Genomic DNA, 16604 nt, shown 5'->3' with positions numbered 1-16604 from the left:
GGCCGGGGCGGGCCTGGGCGCGGCCGCGCGGTGGCTCGAGCACGTGGCCGGCACTCTTGGCACGGACGCTGGCGAACGCAAGGGCCGCGAAGACGGGTGCGGCGTGGCTATCGGTCCAGGCGCCGATGCCGGCAACGTCCCCGCCGCGGGCCTTGCCGCCCACGGGTGCGAGGCACTGGCATCCTGCCAGGCCATCCGGCGCGCCTTGTCGCACGACTTGCGCGCCCCGCAGAGCGCGATCCTGGCGCTGGCCGAGCTGCACCTGGCCGAGCCGTCGCGCCTTGGCCCCGAGGCATTCGTGGCGCAACTGGCGGGTTACGCGAGGGCGTCGCTTCGCCTCACCGACGATGTCGCGCGGCTGGTGCGCGAGTTCGGCCACGCTTACCGCATGGAGGTGCTGGAGTTGACCGCATTGCTGCGCGAGGCCGCCGGCACGCCGTGGGAGCCGGAGGACGCCGGCGACGCTGCGCCCTGGCCGGAACTAGACCTGGTGGGGCGCAAGGTCTGGATGCGCGGCGATACCGCCATGCTGTCCGAAGCCTTGCGCGTGCTGACGGCGCAGGCCAGGGCCGCAGCCCGCGGCGGCACGCCGATGCAGGTGCGCCAGCGGATCGACGGGCGTGCCTGCCGCGTGTCGATCGTCTTTGCGCGGGGCACCGGGGCGGCGCCCGGGCACGGTGCCGGGCCGTCCATGCAGTACTGCCGCCGCGTGGTGCTGCGCCACGGCGGCGCGCTGGACCTCGAGGCCAGGGCCGCCGCGGACGAGCGCGTTGCCTGGCATCTCCTGTTGCCGGTGCTGCCCTGAAAAAAACAAAAAAGCACCCGAAGGTGCTTTCCTGTCATCCGATCAGCCTCCCGCGAGCGGGAGGCAAGCCGGCATGGGCTATCAGAAAATGTGGCGAATACCGACTGCCGCACCGGTCTGATTGTTCTTGCCAGGCAGTTCCGTGTTCACGCCGCCGGTCACCTTGTTGTAGTCCACGGTGCCGTAGACCTGGGTGCGCTTGGACAGCGAGTACTCGGCCAGCAGCACGCCGGTGTAGCGGTTGCCGGCGTTGTTGGCGATGCCATTCTTGTTCTGGATGTGGTCGCCGTAGAACACACCGGTCAGGGCCAGGGCCGGGGTCAGCTGATAGGTCAGGCCGACGTAGCCCAGGGCATCCTTGCGGGGGTTGTTGACGGCGTTGCCACCTGCCGGAACCGGGTTGCCAGCGACATTCATGAAGCCGGCGTCGATCACGCCGGTGCGGTCCTTGCCACCGACGTAACCAGCGAACAGCTTGGCCGGGCCGATGGAGTACTTACCAGCCGCGCCCCACATTTGCTGCTTGTTGCCGAAGGTGTCGCGGATTTCCTGGTATACGCCGCCGAAGCCGAACGGGCCGACCGAGTAGGCTGCGCGCACGCCGAAGTACGGCTTGCCGGTCGAGCTGGCCTTCGTGAAGCTGCCCGGCTGCTCGCCGAAGCCATAGCTGGCACCGACGTCCATGCCGCCGAACTTGCCGCCGTAGCTGATGACGTTGTTGGCGCGGAACTGGGTCAGGAAGAACGGCCAGGCGTTGGCCTGGTAGTTGCCGATGGTCAGCGGATCGTAGTCGCCGAAGAAGTTGAAGCCCTCGGTGTACTGGCGGCCCAGCTTGACGGTGCCGAAATCGCCGGCCAGGCCGACATAGGCTTGACGATTGAACAGCACGCCGCTCGAATTCATCGAGCCGTTGTCGATGCTATAGCCGTTTTCCAGCTGGAAGATCGCCTTCAGGTTGTTGCCGAGGGCTTCGCTGCCCTTCAGGCCCCAGCGGCTCTGGGTCACGGCGCCGTCAGTCATCTGGAACTGACCGTTGTTGGCTTGGTTGGAGTTGCTGGTGTAACGGATGCTGACGTCAGCAATGCCGTACAGGGTCACGGACGACTGGGCGTATGCGCTGCCGGCCAGCAGCGTGCCAATCGCGAGGGTAAGGGCTGATTTCTTCATAGTGCTCCTTTTCTGTTCTGTTCTGTGTTGTCCGCGGCCGGATCGCGGTGGCGGACGAGTTTACGTTTTGTGTAAACGCCGCGAAAATTTAACAAAACAGAAAAGATTTAGACACTAATGCACACCGTTGGCCGGCCCTAAGCAGACATTTGGTGCAAAAGCGTTGCGACGCCGCGACAAAGCCATGGATTGGTGCATTGCGGGATGGCGCTGGCGCTACTCCGATACCCCACGGCTGTAGGGACGCGGGATTGCCGCCCGGGAGCGATCCCGCGCGCCGCCCGCGGAGGCAGGCGGGGCGGGCGTTCCGCATGCATGGCGCGGTGGCCGGACCGCGGGCCCGGCGCTGTTCAGCGCTGTGTTCAGCCCTGTGGGATCTCGATCTTGACCTCGAGCACTTCCAGGTTGTCCTGGCGCTCCAGGCTGACGCGCAGGTCCTGGTCGCTGATCTTCACGTATTTCGAGATGACCGCCACCAGCTCGCGCTGCAGGGCGGGAAGGTAATCGGCCGGCGCGGAATGGCCGCTGCGTTCATGGGCGAGGATGATCTGCAGCCGCTCCTTGGCAACCGAGGCGGACTTCTTCTTCTCGCCGAGCAGGAAGGACAGAATCGACATGAGTATTGACCCTCCTTACTTGTTGCCGAAGATGCGGGAGAGCAGCCCCGGCTTCTGGTAATCCGTGAAGCGCATCGGCTTTTCCTTGCCCAGGAAGCGGTCGACCACGTCGCCATAGGCGTCCGCTACGTCGGAGCCTTCCAGGTGGATGGCCGGCGTGCCCTGGTTGGAGGCGTGCAGCACGGCTTCGGATTCCGGCACCACGCCGATCAGCTTGATGCGCAGGATTTCCTGGATGTCGGTCAGCGACAGCATTTCCCCGCCATGCACCCGCTTGGGGTTGTAGCGGGTGATCAGCAGATGTTCCTTGATCGGCTCGCCGCCTTCCGCGGCACGCTTGGTCTTGGACGACAGGATGCCGAGGATGCGGTCCGAGTCGCGCACCGAGGACACCTCGGGATTGGTCACGACCAGGGCCTCGTCGGCGAAATACATGGCCAGCAGGGCGCCGGACTCAATGCCCGCCGGCGAGTCGCAGACGATGAACTCAAAGCCCATCTCGATCAGGCCATGGATGACCTTTTCCACGCCTTCCTTGGTAAGCGCGTCCTTGTCGCGGGTTTGCGAGGCCGGCAGGATGAACAGGTTCTCGCACTTCTTGTCCTTGATCAGGGCCTGGTTCAGGTTGGCCTCGCCCTGCACCACGTTGACCAGGTCATACACCACGCGGCGCTCGCAACCCATGATCAGGTCTAGGTTGCGCAGGCCGACGTCGAAGTCGATCACGGCAGTCTTGTGGCCACGCAAGGCCAGGCCGGCGGAAAAGCTGGCGCTGGTGGTGGTTTTGCCTACGCCTCCCTTGCCGGAGGTCACAACGATGATTTTTGCCATGGCTCTTGGGTCCAGTATTGATTGAAGCTTGCGCTGCTGTGGTTCGGGGCTCTGCGGCGGGATTTACTTCATCCGGAGCGGTTCGAGTATCAGTTTCTCCCCGGACAGCCGCACCTGGGCCGATTTGCCCAGCACGTCGGCGGGCAGGGGCAGTTCGGCGGTGCGGTAGATGCCGGCGATGGAGAGCAGTTCGGGTTCCAGGCAGGTGCAGAAGATGCGTGCCTGCGCGTTGCCCTTGACCCCCGCCAGCGCACGGCCGCGCAGCGGGGCATAAATATGGATGTTGCCTTCGGCGATCACCTCGGCGCCGTAGCTGACCAGGTCGAGGATCACCACGTCGCCGGCGGCGTAGATCTGCTGGCCGGAGCGCAGCGGCTTGTCGATCAGCATGGTGGGCACGCTGCGCGAGGCGGCTTCGGCGATCGCAGCGTCAGCCGCGGCCTGCGCTTCGGCGGCCTTGGCTTCGGCCGCCTGCACGGCGGCAGCCAGCACCTCGGCCGCCTGCGCTTCGGCCGCGGCCGGGTCGGCGGCGGGTTCGGCCTGCAGCGGCTCGTCGCGGCCGCCGCGCCGGCCCTGGCTATCCAGCAGGGGCAGGCCGAACGACTCGGCCCAGCCGCGCTGCGCCTCGCGGGCCACCACGCCGATGGCGCGGGCCTTGAGCTGGGCCAGGGTCTCGATCACCATGTCGAGGGCGACTTTGCCGTCGCCTTCCAGCCGGCGCAGGTCCAGCGCGACTACATCGTTGGAGAAGAAATCGGGGGTCGATTCGAAACGGGACAGAAGATCGTCCCGCAGCGCTGCGATGTCGGCAGTCTTGAGAGCGAGGAGGAGGGCGTCGACATTGCCACTGCGCAGCTCGAAGCGTGGCGATTTCTTCTGGGACATAGTCGGTGACCGTGGAAATGGGACATTCTAACGTCGTCTGGGTGCAGAACTGTAACAAATGGCGCGCCAGCGCAGACCAGTGCCGGATGCGGCGCGCCGGATGGACGTTTCGGGGGCTTCGGCGCGGCGTTGCCGGACTCGCGCGCAGGTTGCCGCACTCCCGGCCGCCGGTACCCCGCCGCTCTTGTTACGATTGCGCCATCTGAACCACGGAGTGCCCATGGGTGCGATCGTCAATAGTGTGGCTTACCGGGCTGGCAGGCGGCTGGGGGATGTGGCGCTGGACGGGATCAGCGAGGCCATCGCCGTGCCCGGCACCTTTGTCTGGCTGGGGCTGCACGAACCGGACCTGCCGCTGCTGCGCAAGGTGCAGCAGGAGTTCGGCCTGCACGACCTGGCGGTGGAGGATGCGCTCGACGCCCACCAGCGCCCCAAGCTGGAAACCTACGGAGACTCCATCTTTATCGTGCTCAACACCGCGCAACTGGTGGGCGACGAGGTGGTGGTCGGCGAGACCCACCTGTTCGTGGGCCCGAATTATGTGGTGTCGGTCCGTCACGGCGCCAGCAGCAGCTATGCGCCGGTGCGCGAGCGCTGCGAAAGCGATCCGCGCGCGCTTGCCAATGGCCCTGGCTATGTGCTCTATGCGCTGATGGATTTCGTGGTCGATCACTACATGCCCATCGTGACCCGGCTGGAGGATGCCTTCGAGCAGCTCGAGCAGGGCATCTTCCGCGACGAGTTCGACCGCGCCGCGATCGAGCGCCTGTACCACATCAAGCGCCAGGTGCTGCGCCTGCGCAATGCGGTCTATCCGATCGAGGAAATCTGCGGGCAACTGATCCGGCTGCACGAGGAACTGGTGCCCAAGGAGCTGCGCGCGTATTTCCGCGATATCGAGGACCATGCCAGCCGCCTGGTGCGCACCCTCGATGTGGTGCGCGAGATGCTGACCACCGCGGTGCAGGTCAACCTGGCGCTGGTCACCGTGGGCCAGAACGAGGTGGTCAAGCGGCTCGCTGGCTGGGGCGCCATCCTGGCCGTTCCCACGGTGGTCTTCAGCCTGTACGGGATGAATTTCACCTTTATGCCCGAGCTGGCGTTCCACTACGCCTATCCGACCGTGATCGGCGTGACCGTGGTGGCGTGCGGCGGCCTCTGGCGCAAGCTGCACAAATCCGGCTGGATCTGAGCCGGCACGCTTTTCCTTGTCTTTCCCGGTCTCTACCCTCGTGCCTCCGCCCCGCGGTGCGGGGTGCGGCGATGCCGGGCGACCGGCGGCTCGCGTCCTGTGCCCCGTGTGACGCAGCCGGCGGCGAGCCGGCTCCGGAACCCCGCAAGGCAGGACGCTTGCGGGGGTTTTTCCTGCGGGCGGCGCACTCGCCAAGGTGCGCAGCGGGTGGCCGGTCAGGTTCGGCCGCCGTTTTTACACGTTTTTTATATTTTCTTTACACCCCCGCCACCCCTCTCTACCCCGTTTTTACCGCGCCATCCCTAATCTGCCATCTGTGAATCACTCACGGTGTGTTGCCATGGACGGGATCTATCTCATCGGTTTGTTGTTGTTCGGTGCGCTGACGGGCGCATTGCTGGCCCTGTGCGCCGCCCTGGGCGGCAAGCCGCCTGGCGCGGCCGACGGCCCGGGCGCGGACGCCGCCGGCGCGCGCGGCAAGGACAGTGCCACCGACAGGAGGCTGTGATGGACTGGGCTGACCTGCTGGGCGGCGTACTCGCCGTCGCTGTCTTTATCTACCTCCTGATCGCCCTGTTCCGGCCGGAGAAATTCTGATGTCAAGCGAATTCCTGGGACTACTGGTCCTTTACCTCGCCATCCTGCTGGCGATCGCGCCCTTCCTGGGGCGCTATATCCGCCGCGCGATGGAGGACGACCGCTATCTTGCGACGGCCTGGGGCCGGCCGCTGGAACGCGTGCTGTACCGCGTGGGCGGGGTGCGCGCCGGTGCCGAGATGGGCTGGAAGCAATACGCCATCGCGGTGATCGCCTTCAATATGCTGGGCGTGGTCGCCGTGTACGCGCTGCAGCGCCTGCAGGGATGGCTGCCGCTCAACCCGCAAGGCTTCGGCGCGGTGTCGCCGGACTCGGCGTTCAATACCGCTATCAGCTTTGTCGCCAATACCAACTGGCAGGGCTATGCGGGCGAGTCCACCATGAGCTATCTCACGCAGATGCTGGCGCTGACGGTGCAGAACTTCGTCTCGGCGGCCACCGGCATCGCCGTGGTGTTCGCGCTGATCCGCGGCTTTGCGCGCCAGAGCTCGGCCACCATCGGCAACTTCTGGGTCGACATGACGCGCAGCACGCTCTACGTGCTGCTGCCGATCTCCGCCGCCATCGCGCTGGCGCTGGTCAGCCAAGGCGTGATCCAGAATTTCGACAGCTATAAGGATGTCTCGCTGGTGACGCCGGTCGAGTACAGCCAGCCCAAGGTGGACGCCGCCGGCCAGCCGGTGCTCGACGCCAAGGGCGCGCCCGTTACCGAGGCCATGAAGACCGGCAGGCAGACCCTGGCCATGGGGCCGGTGGCTTCGCAGGAAGCCATCAAGATGCTCGGCACCAATGGCGGCGGCTTCTTCAACGCCAACTCGGCCCATCCTTTCGAGAACCCGACAGAGCTTGCCAACCTGATCGAGATGCTGGCCATCTTCCTGATCCCGGCGGCCTTGTGCTTCACCTTCGGCGAGATGGTCAAGGACCGCCGCCAGGGCGTGGCGATCCTGGCTTCGATGACGGTGATCTTCGTCGTGATGGCCTGCGTGGCGGCGGCGTCCGAGCAGCAGGCCAACGCTGCGCTGTCCGGCTTGCCGGTCGACCACGTGGCCAGCGCGCTGCAGGCCGGCGGCAACATGGAGGGCAAGGAAACGCGCTTCGGCATCGCCGCCACCACGCTGTTCGCCACCATCACCACGGCGGCCTCGTGCGGCGGGGTCAACGCCATGCACGACTCCTTCACCGCCATCGGCGGCCTGGTGCCGATGCTGCTGATGCAACTGGGCGAAGTGGTGTTCGGCGGCGTTGGCTCGGGCCTGTACGGCATGCTGGTGTACGCGGTGCTGGCGGTCTTCATCGCCGGCCTGATGATCGGCCGCACGCCGGAGTACCTGGGCAAGAAGATCGAGACCTACGAGATGAAGATGACCGCCGTGGCGATCCTCGTCACGCCCCTGCTGGTGCTCCTGGGCACGGCGGTGGCGGTGATGGTGGAGCCCGGCCGTGCCGGCGTGTTCAACCCCGGCACGCACGGCTTCTCGGAAATCCTCTACGCGTTCTCGTCGGCGGCCAACAACAACGGCAGCGCCTTCGGCGGCTTGTCGGCGAACACGCCCTTCTACAACGTGATGCTGGCCGCGGCGATGTGGTTCGGCCGCTTCTGGATCATCGTGCCGATCCTGGCCATGGCGGGCTCGCTGGCGGCCAAGCGCCGGCTGCCGGTGACCGGCGGCACCATGCCCACGCACGGCCCGCTGTTCGTGGTCCTGCTGGTGGGCTCGGTGCTGATGGTGGGCGCGCTTACCTATATCCCGGCGCTGGCGCTGGGTCCGGTGGCGGAGCAGTTGCAGGGCGCCGCGGTGACGGCGGCAGGCAAGTAGCAGAGAGACCGCCGCCCGGCGATACGGGCGGCAGCAAGGCAGGGAAGGAACGGGGGCTGGCGCCCGCACAGCCGGCGCCAGTCCCCGGAACGCATACCAGCGTATTGCGGAGAAACGCATGCAACAAGAATCCACGGTGGCGCGCAGCAAGAACGGCGGCGCGGCATCGGCAAACTCGACGCCGGCAACCAGTGCGGTCGCGCCGGTCCATACCACCCACGGGACCCACAAGACCGGCGGCCATCATCGCCCGCCGCGTGGCGGCATGTTCGCACCCGAACTGGTCAAGCCGGCCCTGCTCGACTCGGTGAAGAAGCTGTCGCCGCGCGACCAGCTGCGCAACCCTGTGATGTTCGTCGTCTACGTGGGCAGCATCCTGACCACCATCCTGTTCTTCCGCGCGCTGTTCGCACCCGCTACGGCGGGCGGCGAGAGCGCGGGCTTCATCCTCGCCGTTTCGGTGTGGCTGTGGTTCACCGTGCTGTTCGCCAACTTCGCCGAAGCGCTGGCCGAAGGACGCAGCAAGCAGCAAGCCGAGGCGCTGCGCGGGCTCAAGACCACCGTCACCGCCAAGCTGGTCAGGGAAGGGCGGCGCGATTACCGCGCCGCCGGCGCCACCGAAGCGCGCGGCGCAGCCGCGCTGCGCCGCGGCGACGTGGTGCTGGTGGAGGCGGGCGACATGGTCCCCGGCGACGGCGAAGTGATCGAAGGCGTGGCCTCGGTGGACGAGAGCGCCATCACCGGCGAATCCGCCCCGGTGATCCGCGAGTCCGGCGGCGACTTCTCCTCGGTGACCGGCGGCACGCGCGTGCTGTCGGACTGGATCGTGGTGCGCATCACCACCAATCCGGGCGAGAGCTTCATCGACCGCATGATCACCATGGTCGAGGGCGCCAAGCGCCAGAAGACGCCCAACGAACTGGCGCTGACCATCCTGCTGGTGGGCCTGACCATCGTGCTGCTGCTGGCCACCGCCACGCTGCAGCCGTTCTCGGTGTATAGCGTGCTGGTCGCCAAGGCCGGCATGCCGGTCACCATCACCGTGCTGATCGCGCTGCTGGTGTGCCTGATCCCGACCACCATCGGCGGCCTGCTGTCGGCCATCGGCGTGGCCGGCATGAGCCGCATGATGGAAGCCAACGTGATCGCCACCTCGGGCCGCGCGGTCGAAGCCGCCGGCGACGTGGACGTGCTGCTGCTGGACAAGACCGGCACCATCACCCACGGCAACCGCCAGGCCTCGCGCTTTATCGCCGCGCCCGGTGTCTCGGCCCAGCAATTGGCCGAAGCCGCCTGGCTGTCGTCGCTGGCCGACGAAACGCCGGAAGGCCGCAGCATCGTCACGCTGGCGCGCCAGCAGACCGGCGCCGCCACGCCGGACATCAGCGCGCTGCGCCCGATCTTCGTGCCGTTCACCGCGCAGACCCGCATGAGCGGCGTGGATGCCGGCGGCCGCAGCGTGCGCAAGGGCGCCGCCGACGCGGTGCGCAAGTACGTGACGGAGCGCGCCGGCAAATTCCCCGACGCTGTGATGCTGGCGGTGGACGATGTCGCCCGCGCCGGCAGCACGCCGCTGGTGGTGGCCGAGTCCAGCACCGAAGGCGGCACCGAGAGCGTGCGCGTGCTTGGCGTGGTCGAGTTGAAGGACATCGTCAAGGCCGGCATCCGCGAGCGCTTTGGCGAACTGCGCAAGATGGGCATCAAGACCGTGATGATCACCGGCGACAACCGCCTCACCGCGGCCTCGATCGCGGCCGAAGCCGGCGTCGACGACTTTCTCGCCGAAGCCACGCCCGAAGCCAAGCTCAAGCTGATCCGCTCCTACCAGGGCGAAGGCCGCCTGGTGGCGATGACCGGCGACGGCACCAACGATGCGCCCGCGCTGGCCCAGGCCGACGTCGCGGTGGCGATGAACAGCGGCACCCAGGCGGCCAAGGAAGCCGGCAATATGGTGGACCTGGACAGCAATCCGACCAAGCTGATCGAGATCGTCGAGATCGGCAAGCAGATGCTGATGACGCGCGGCTCGCTGACCACCTTCAGCGTGGCCAACGACGTGGCCAAGTACTTCGCCATCATCCCGGCGGCTTTTGCCACCACCTATCCGCAGCTCAACCAGCTCAATGTGATGGGCCTGGCCACGCCGGCCTCGGCCATCCTGTCGGCGGTGATCTTCAACGCGCTGATCATCGTGGTGCTGATCCCGCTGGCGCTGCGCGGCGTGGCGTACCGGCCGCTCGGGGCGGCCATATTGCTGCGGCGCAACCTGCTGATCTATGGCCTGGGCGGCATCCTGATCCCCTTTGTCGGCATCAAGCTGATCGACATGATCCTGGCGATGCTCGGCTGGGTCTGAGCCGCGCCGACACCGCAGGTACAACGTAAAACGGAGTCATCATGAATATGCAAGTCCAACCCGCGCCAGCCCGCCAGCCCGACACGCCCGTCCAGGGCGGCCTGCTGCGCCCGATGCTGACGGTGTTCGTCGTGTTGTCGGCCATCACCGGCCTGCTGTACCCCGGCGTGATCACCGGCATCTCGCGCGCGGTGTTCCCGTTCGAGGCGGCCGGCTCGCTGATCGTCAAGGATGGCAAGGCCATCGGCTCGGAGCTGATCGGCCAGCCCTTCTCGGATCCCAGGTACTTCTGGGGCCGCTTGTCGGCGACTTCGCCCATGCCTTACAACGCGGCGGCATCGTCGGGCTCCAACCTGGGCCCGAGCAACCCTGCGCTGACCGATGCCGCGCGTGCGCGCATCGAGGCCCTGCGCGCTGCCGATCCGGGCAACCAGGCGGCGGTGCCGGTGGATCTCGTCACCGCCTCCGGCAGCGGCCTCGACCCGCATATCAGCCCCGCCGCCGCGCAATACCAGGCGGCACGCGTGGCGCGCCTGCGCGGCCTGCCGCTGGAGCGCGTGCAGGCGCTGGTGGCGGCCAATACCGATGCGCCGCTGCTGGCGGTGATGGGCGATCCGGTGGTCAATGTGCTGAAACTGAACCTGGCACTGGATGGCGAGAAGCAGTGAAGGGGGTGGGGGCGGTTGGGAGTGACAACCGTCGGGCGCTTCGGGCGGTTTTGGCGCATGCAGGCAGCCGTGGCACAATCATTCACACCCCCTCCTCTCCCGGGCGATGAGACTCACCATGCCTGACACCACCACGCGCGCCGACCCCGACCGCCCCGATCCGGATGCCCTGCTGCAGCGCATGCAGGCGGAGGGCGAGCGCGCCGCGCGCGGCAAGCTGCGGGTGTATTTCGGCGCCTCCGCGGGCGTCGGCAAGACCTTCGCCATGCTTGCCGCGGCGCGCTCGCTGCGGGAACAGGGCAGCGACGTGGTGATCGGCGTGGTGGAAACGCATGGCCGCGCCGAGACCGAGGCACTGATCGAGGGCCTGGAGCGGTTGCCGATGAAGGCCGTGCCGCACCAGAAGCGCGAAGACCACATGCTGCAGGAATTCGACCTGGACGGCGCGCTGGCGCGGCGCCCGGCGTTGATCCTGGTCGACGAACTGGCGCATTCCAACGCGCCCGGCAGCCGCCACCCGAAACGCTGGCAGGACATCCAGGAACTGCTTTCGGCGGGCATCGACGTGTGGACCACCGTCAATGTCCAGCACCTGGACAGCCTCAACGAGGCGGTGGGCGGCATTACCGGCATCCGCGTGTGGGAAACCGTGCCCGACACGGTGTTCGACAATGCCGACGAAGTCATCCTGGTGGACCTGCCCGCCGACGAATTGCTGCGGCGCCTGCGGGACGGCAAGGTCTACCTGCCCGAGCAGGCGCGTACCGCGGCCACCAATTTCTTCCGCAAAGGCAACCTGATCGCGCTGCGCGAGCTGGCATTGCGCCGCACCGCCGACCGCGTCGACGAGGACGTGCGCGCTTACCGCCACGCCGAATCGATCCGCCCCGTGTGGCGCACGCGCGAGGCGGTGCTGGCCTGCATCAGCACGGGCGACGATGCCGGGCAGGTGGTCAAGAGCGCGCGCCGGCTGGCCGGCCAGCTCGATTGCGACTGGCATGTGGTCACCGTGGCCACGCCGCGCCTGACGCCGCTCAGCGCGCAGGCGCGCGCGAGCGTGCAGGGCGCGATGCGGCTGGCCGAGGAACTCGGCGCGCGCACCGAGACCCTGGCCGGCAGCGATATCGTGCAGGCGGTGACCGGCTATGTGCGGCGGCACAACCTGACCAAGGTGGTGGTGGGGCGGGCGCCCGCCGACTGGCCGCGCGGCGGCGGCAGCCTGCTGGCGCGCGCGCGCGCACTGCTGGCGCTCGGGCTGTCGCCGTTTCTCGGCGCGCGCGCCTGGCTGTTCGGCCGGCATAGCTTTGCCGACGCGCTGGCGTTGGGCTGCCCGGAAATCGATGTGATCCGCGTGGCCGCCGATGCCATGCGCGGGGACACGCGCGGCCGCGCGCAGCCGGCCACGGGCCGCGCCGACGTGCGCGAGGACCACGGCGACGACAACCACGACGACGGCAGCGTGACGGCGCACCGCGTCGACTACCTGTGGGCCGGGGTGTGGTGCGCGGGCGCCAGCCTGCTGTCGGCGCTGACGCGGCCCTGGTTCGACCTGGTGAATATCGCCATGCTGTTCCTGGCGGCGGTGGTGGGCGTTGCGCTGCGCCACGGGCGCGGTCCCGCCGCGCTGGCCTCGGTGCTGTCGGTGGCGGCCTTCGACTTCTTCTTCGTGCCGCCGCGCATGTCCTTCGCTGTGAGCGACGTGCAGTACCTGGTGACCTTCGTGGTGCTGCTGACCGTCGGGCTGGTGATCGGCCAGCTTACCGCGGGGCTGCGCGAGCAGGCCCAGGTTTCTGTCGAGCGCGAGACCGATGCGCGCACGCTCTATGAACTGGCGCGCGAACTGTCCGCCGCGCTGATGCCCGAGCAGATCGTTTCCATCAGCAGCCGCTTCCTGCACGCCGCGCTGGGCGCGCGCTCCGCGTTTTTCCTGGTCTCGGCCAAAGGCCGGCTGATGCCGCCGGTGATCGATGCCGCGCAGCGCGGCAGCGACGCCATCGACCCGGTGCTGGCGCAATGGGTGTTCGACCACGGCCAGCCGGCCGGTACCGGTACCCACACGCTGCCGGGCAGCACCGTGCTGTATCTGCCGCTCAAGGCGCCGATGCAGACGCGCGGCGTGCTGGCGGTGGAGCCGCAGGAATGGCGCGCCTTCGCGCGGCCCGAGCGGCGCCGGCAGATCGATGTGTTCGCCACGCTGATCGCGATCGCCATCGAGCGGCTGCACTATGTCGAGGTCGCGCAGCAGGCGCTGGTCTCGATGGAATCGGAGCGGCTGCGCAGCTCGCTGCTGGCCGCCGTCTCGCACGACCTGCGCACGCCGCTCACCAGCCTGATCGGCATGGCCGAGACCATGCAGCGCACGGAGCCGCCGCTGCCGCCGTCGCTGGCCGAGACCGTGGATGCCATGCGCGAGCAGGCGCTGCGCATGCGCACCATGGTGGTCAACCTGCTCGACATGGCCCGCCTGCAAAGCCGCGACGTGCGCATGCAGAGGGAGTGGCAGTCGCTCGAGGAACTGGTGGGCGCGGCGCTGGCCGGCATGCGCGATGCGTTGTCGCGGCACCGGGTTTCGGTGGCGGACCTGTCGGCGCTGCCGCTGGTCGAGTGCGACGCGGTGCTGATGGAGCGGGTGCTGTGCAACCTGCTGGAGAACGCAGTCAAGTACACCCCGCCCGGCACCGACATCCGCCTTTCCGGCGAGGTGGTTGGCGACGAGATGCGGCTGTCGGTGGAAGACGACGGGCCCGGCGTGCCGCGCGGGCAGGAGTTGTCGATCTTCCAGAAATTCACGCGCGGCGAGCGCGAGTCGGCGACCGCGGGCGTGGGCCTGGGGCTGGCCGTGTGCGAAGCCATCGTGCAGGCACACGGCGGGCGTATCTGGGTGGAGAGTGGCCGTGGCGCGGGCGGGGCCGGCGGTGGCGCGCGCTTTATCGTTGCGCTGCCGCGCGGCACGCCCCCGCTGATCGAGCCGGAGCCGCCCGAGCCCGTGGCGGCCGCGCAGGCCGGCGGGCAAGCCGGCATCGAGGCCAATATCAATACCGTTGTGCACGCTGCCGGTCCCGACGCACGCATCGGGATCGAGCGGCAGGACGGCACGCCTGGCGGCGGTGCCGGCCCCCAGGCAGACAAGGAGTCCAACTGAGATGGCATTCGAATTTTCGCCGACGGTACTGGTGGTCGAGGATGAGCCGCATATCCGGCGCTTTGTGCGCGAGGCGCTGCAGGCGGAGGGCTGCATCGTGCATGAGGCCGAGACGCTCAAGCGCGGCCTGATCGATGCCGGCACACGCCAGCCCGACGTGGTGATCCTCGATCTCGGCCTGCCCGATGGCGACGGCATGACGCTGATCCGCGAGATGCGCACCTGGACCGAAGTCCCGGTGCTGGTGCTGTCCGCGCGCGCCGGCGAGGACGACAAGATCGCCGCGCTGGACGCGGGCGCCGACGACTACCTGACCAAGCCCTTCGGCGTGGGCGAGCTGATCGCCCGCGTGCGCGTGCTGCTGCGCCGGCACGCCAAGACCAACCCGCAAGGCACGCCGCAGATCGCGTTCGGCGAGGTGCAGATCGACCTGGCCAACCGGGTGGTCACGCGCGCCGGACAGGATGTGCATCTCACGCCGATCGAGTACCGCCTGCTGGCCGTGCTGATCGCGCATCGCGGCAAGGTCATGACGCATCGCGAGCTGCTGCGCGAGGTGTGGGGGCCCGCGCATTCGGAGAGCAGCCATTACCTGCGCGTCTATATGGGGCACCTGCGGCACAAGCTGGAAGCCGATCCCGCGCAGCCCTCGCATCTGATGACGGAGGTGGGGGTGGGGTACCGGTTCGTGGGGTGAGGGGCAGGGCGCACCATCACCACACGCCGAAAAATACCCCCGCCTGCTTGTACACATTGGTTTTTGCCGCCACCTCTTCATTGCTCACCGTGGTGCGCGGCTTGAGGGTGCAGAACCACTCCAGCAGGTGCAGCCGCATCGCCGAACGGACCGCCTCGTGGCCAGGGTCGGCGCCAAGGTCGAAGAACTCGTCGGGGTCGCGTTCCAGGTCGAACAGCTGCGGGCGGAAGCCCTGCCAGTGCACATACTTCCACCGCGCATTGCGCACCATCCAGGCCCGGCATTCCCCCGGCTGCCGCCCCAGCGCCACGCGTGCGCCGCGATAAGCGTAATCCAGCTCGGACACCACAAAATCCCGCCACACGCCATTGCCGCGCCCGCGCGTGAGATCCAGCAGGGAGCGGCCTTCCACGCGATGGTCGGCCGGCGGCAGGCCAAGCGCATCGAGCACCGTCGGCACCACATCCACGGCCGAGACCATGCGCGCATCGGCGCTGCCGCGGGTGGCATCGGCTTCGGGCGAGGGATCGTAGACGATCAGGGGGATGTTCTGCACGGTGTCGTAGAACTGCTCCTTCTCGCCGAGCCAGTGATCGCCCAGGAAATCGCCGTGGTCGGCGGTGAACACGATCAGCGTGTCCTGCCAGCGGCCGAGGCGTTCAAGCTGCTCCCATAGCTCGCCCAGCCGGTCGTCGATCTGCTGCACCAGGCCCTGGTAGGCGGGACGCACCGTATCAGAGACTTCGCTGCGCATGAAGTTGGCGCATTCCTCCTGGGTGCGGTAAGCGTCCAGCACCGGATGCGGGTCCTCCAGTTCGGCCTCGTGCCGCCTGAGCGGCAGGCAGTCGTCCAGGGCATAAGCCGCGTGGTAAGGCGCAGGGGCCATATAGGGCCAGTGCGGCTTGACCAGCGACAGGTGGAGCACCCAGGGATCATCGCCGCGCGCGGCAATGTACTGCATGGCCTGGCCCACGGTATAGGCCGTCTCCGAATGCGGCTCGGCCACGCGCGCCGGCAGGCCGGCGTTGCGCATGTGCCAGCCCGACACGATTTCGCCCTGAGCGTTTTCCGCGCTGATCACATAATCGGTCCACGGGTCGGCGCTGTCGTAGCCTTGCTGGCGCAGCCAGTTGGCATAAGCGCCGTGCGGCTCGGCGTGATGGCCGTCGTGCCGGTCCACCTCGACGAAATGTCCGCTGCGCAACAGCGTTTCCAGCTCGCTGCCGCCGTCGAGGTGCAAGCGCTTCATATTGGCGTTGTCAGGCATCACGTGGGTCTTGCCGGCGAGCGCCAGCGAGCGATGGCTGTCCTTCAGGTATTCCCCCAGCGTGACCTCGCCCACCGAGAGGGGAACCCGGTTCCAGGTTGCACCGTGGCTGCTGGGGTAGCGGCCGGTGTAGAAACTCATGCGGCTCGGGCCGCAGACGCCAGAGGTGACGAAGGCCCTGGTGAAGCGGACGCCGCGGGCGGCGAGGGCGTCGATGTTCTTCGTGCGTAGGGTGGGGTGGCCGTAGCAGGCCAGGTGGTCATGGCGGAGCTGATCGCACATGATGAAGAGGGTGTTATGGGTTGGCATGGGGTTTTGATTTAGAGTCAACCGCCTGGTTGTTTGAGGTTTTTTTTGGAATTTTGGCTTCTCGGGGTTTTGAGGTTTTGATGCTGGTCTGCAGGGCCTAAAGGCGGAGTGGTGTCAGGCCCTCGGGCACATGTAGGTGTCACTTTTCTTTACTCGTAAAGAAAAGTAACCAAAAGAAAGCGATCCTTGCAGGAGGCTGGCGTGTCGGGCTTGGTTGCATTGCGGATTCGTGGTGGTCGCGGCGGTTCTAA

General features: G+C 67.5%; 14 protein-coding genes. 9 read left to right on the top strand and 5 right to left on the bottom strand.

Annotation, left to right across the window (positions count from 1 at the left end; genetic code table 11):
* Window positions 1-43 precede the first annotated feature (43 nt).
* A complete protein-coding gene (locus AC3FOF_RS42535) occupies window positions 44-805 on the top strand; it encodes a histidine kinase (RefSeq protein ID WP_488730094.1) in 762 nt (253 codons plus the stop codon).
* Window positions 806-886: 81 nt separating this feature from the next.
* Here AC3FOF_RS42535 and AC3FOF_RS42530 read toward each other — a convergent pair whose 3' ends face one another.
* The 4 genes from AC3FOF_RS42530 to minC all read right to left on the bottom strand — a co-directional run bounded on the left by AC3FOF_RS42530 (window position 887) and on the right by minC (window position 4305).
* On the bottom strand, window positions 887-1972 hold the full coding sequence (locus AC3FOF_RS42530; protein ID WP_017225993.1) for a porin: 1086 nt from the start codon (window positions 1970-1972) through the stop codon (window positions 887-889).
* A gap of 362 nt (window positions 1973-2334) precedes the next feature.
* Window positions 2335-2589 carry a cell division topological specificity factor MinE gene (gene minE / locus AC3FOF_RS42525; RefSeq protein WP_017225994.1) on the bottom strand — a complete coding sequence of 85 codons (255 nt, stop codon included), beginning with the start codon at window positions 2587-2589 and terminating at the stop codon, window positions 2335-2337.
* A 15-nt stretch (window positions 2590-2604) separates the two neighbouring features.
* Window positions 2605-3420: a septum site-determining protein MinD gene (gene minD / locus AC3FOF_RS42520; protein ID WP_017225995.1), complete on the bottom strand. Its 816-nt coding sequence runs from the start codon at window positions 3418-3420 to the stop codon at window positions 2605-2607.
* Between the two features lie 63 nt (window positions 3421-3483).
* A complete protein-coding gene (gene minC, locus AC3FOF_RS42515) occupies window positions 3484-4305 on the bottom strand; it encodes a septum site-determining protein MinC (RefSeq protein WP_276268504.1) in 822 nt (273 codons plus the stop codon).
* A 220-nt stretch (window positions 4306-4525) separates the two neighbouring features.
* On the opposite strand from minC, the gene AC3FOF_RS42510 reads away from it, so the two are divergent.
* The 8 genes from AC3FOF_RS42510 to kdpE all read left to right on the top strand — a co-directional run bounded on the left by AC3FOF_RS42510 (window position 4526) and on the right by kdpE (window position 14777).
* Window positions 4526-5497, top strand: a complete 972-nt coding sequence (locus AC3FOF_RS42510) for a magnesium and cobalt transport protein CorA (protein ID WP_017225852.1) — start codon at window positions 4526-4528, stop codon at window positions 5495-5497.
* Between the two features lie 340 nt (window positions 5498-5837).
* A complete protein-coding gene (locus tag AC3FOF_RS42505) occupies window positions 5838-6005 on the top strand; it encodes a hypothetical protein (RefSeq protein WP_488730093.1) in 168 nt (55 codons plus the stop codon).
* Window positions 6005-6094 carry a K(+)-transporting ATPase subunit F gene (gene kdpF / locus AC3FOF_RS42500; protein WP_006164365.1) on the top strand — a complete coding sequence of 30 codons (90 nt, stop codon included), beginning with the start codon at window positions 6005-6007 and terminating at the stop codon, window positions 6092-6094. Before AC3FOF_RS42505 ends, kdpF begins: the two co-directional genes overlap by 1 nt.
* Window positions 6094-7914: a potassium-transporting ATPase subunit KdpA gene (kdpA, locus tag AC3FOF_RS42495; RefSeq protein ID WP_488730092.1), complete on the top strand. Its 1821-nt coding sequence runs from the start codon at window positions 6094-6096 to the stop codon at window positions 7912-7914. Before kdpF ends, kdpA begins: the two co-directional genes overlap by 1 nt.
* Before the next feature lie 118 nt (window positions 7915-8032).
* Window positions 8033-10270, top strand: coding sequence for a potassium-transporting ATPase subunit KdpB (kdpB, locus tag AC3FOF_RS42490; protein WP_017226474.1), 2238 nt, complete (start codon window positions 8033-8035; stop codon window positions 10268-10270).
* Window positions 10271-10311: 41 nt separating this feature from the next.
* Window positions 10312-10938 carry a potassium-transporting ATPase subunit KdpC gene (gene kdpC / locus AC3FOF_RS42485; RefSeq protein WP_488730091.1) on the top strand — a complete coding sequence of 209 codons (627 nt, stop codon included), beginning with the start codon at window positions 10312-10314 and terminating at the stop codon, window positions 10936-10938.
* 118 nt (window positions 10939-11056) lie between these two features.
* Window positions 11057-14080 carry a DUF4118 domain-containing protein gene (locus AC3FOF_RS42480; protein ID WP_488730090.1) on the top strand — a complete coding sequence of 1008 codons (3024 nt, stop codon included), beginning with the start codon at window positions 11057-11059 and terminating at the stop codon, window positions 14078-14080.
* Between the two features lies 1 nt (window position 14081).
* Window positions 14082-14777, top strand: coding sequence for a two-component system response regulator KdpE (kdpE, locus tag AC3FOF_RS42475; RefSeq protein WP_017228288.1), 696 nt, complete (start codon window positions 14082-14084; stop codon window positions 14775-14777).
* Window positions 14778-14793: 16 nt separating this feature from the next.
* On the opposite strand, the gene AC3FOF_RS42470 is transcribed toward kdpE, so the two are convergent.
* Window positions 14794-16353 carry a sulfatase-like hydrolase/transferase gene (locus tag AC3FOF_RS42470; protein WP_017228287.1) on the bottom strand — a complete coding sequence of 520 codons (1560 nt, stop codon included), beginning with the start codon at window positions 16351-16353 and terminating at the stop codon, window positions 14794-14796.
* Between the last annotated feature and the right edge of the window lie 251 nt (window positions 16354-16604).

The organism is Cupriavidus sp. 96C5-1 (assembly GCF_057798855.1).
This window is presented reverse-complemented; position numbering and strand designations above follow the sequence as displayed.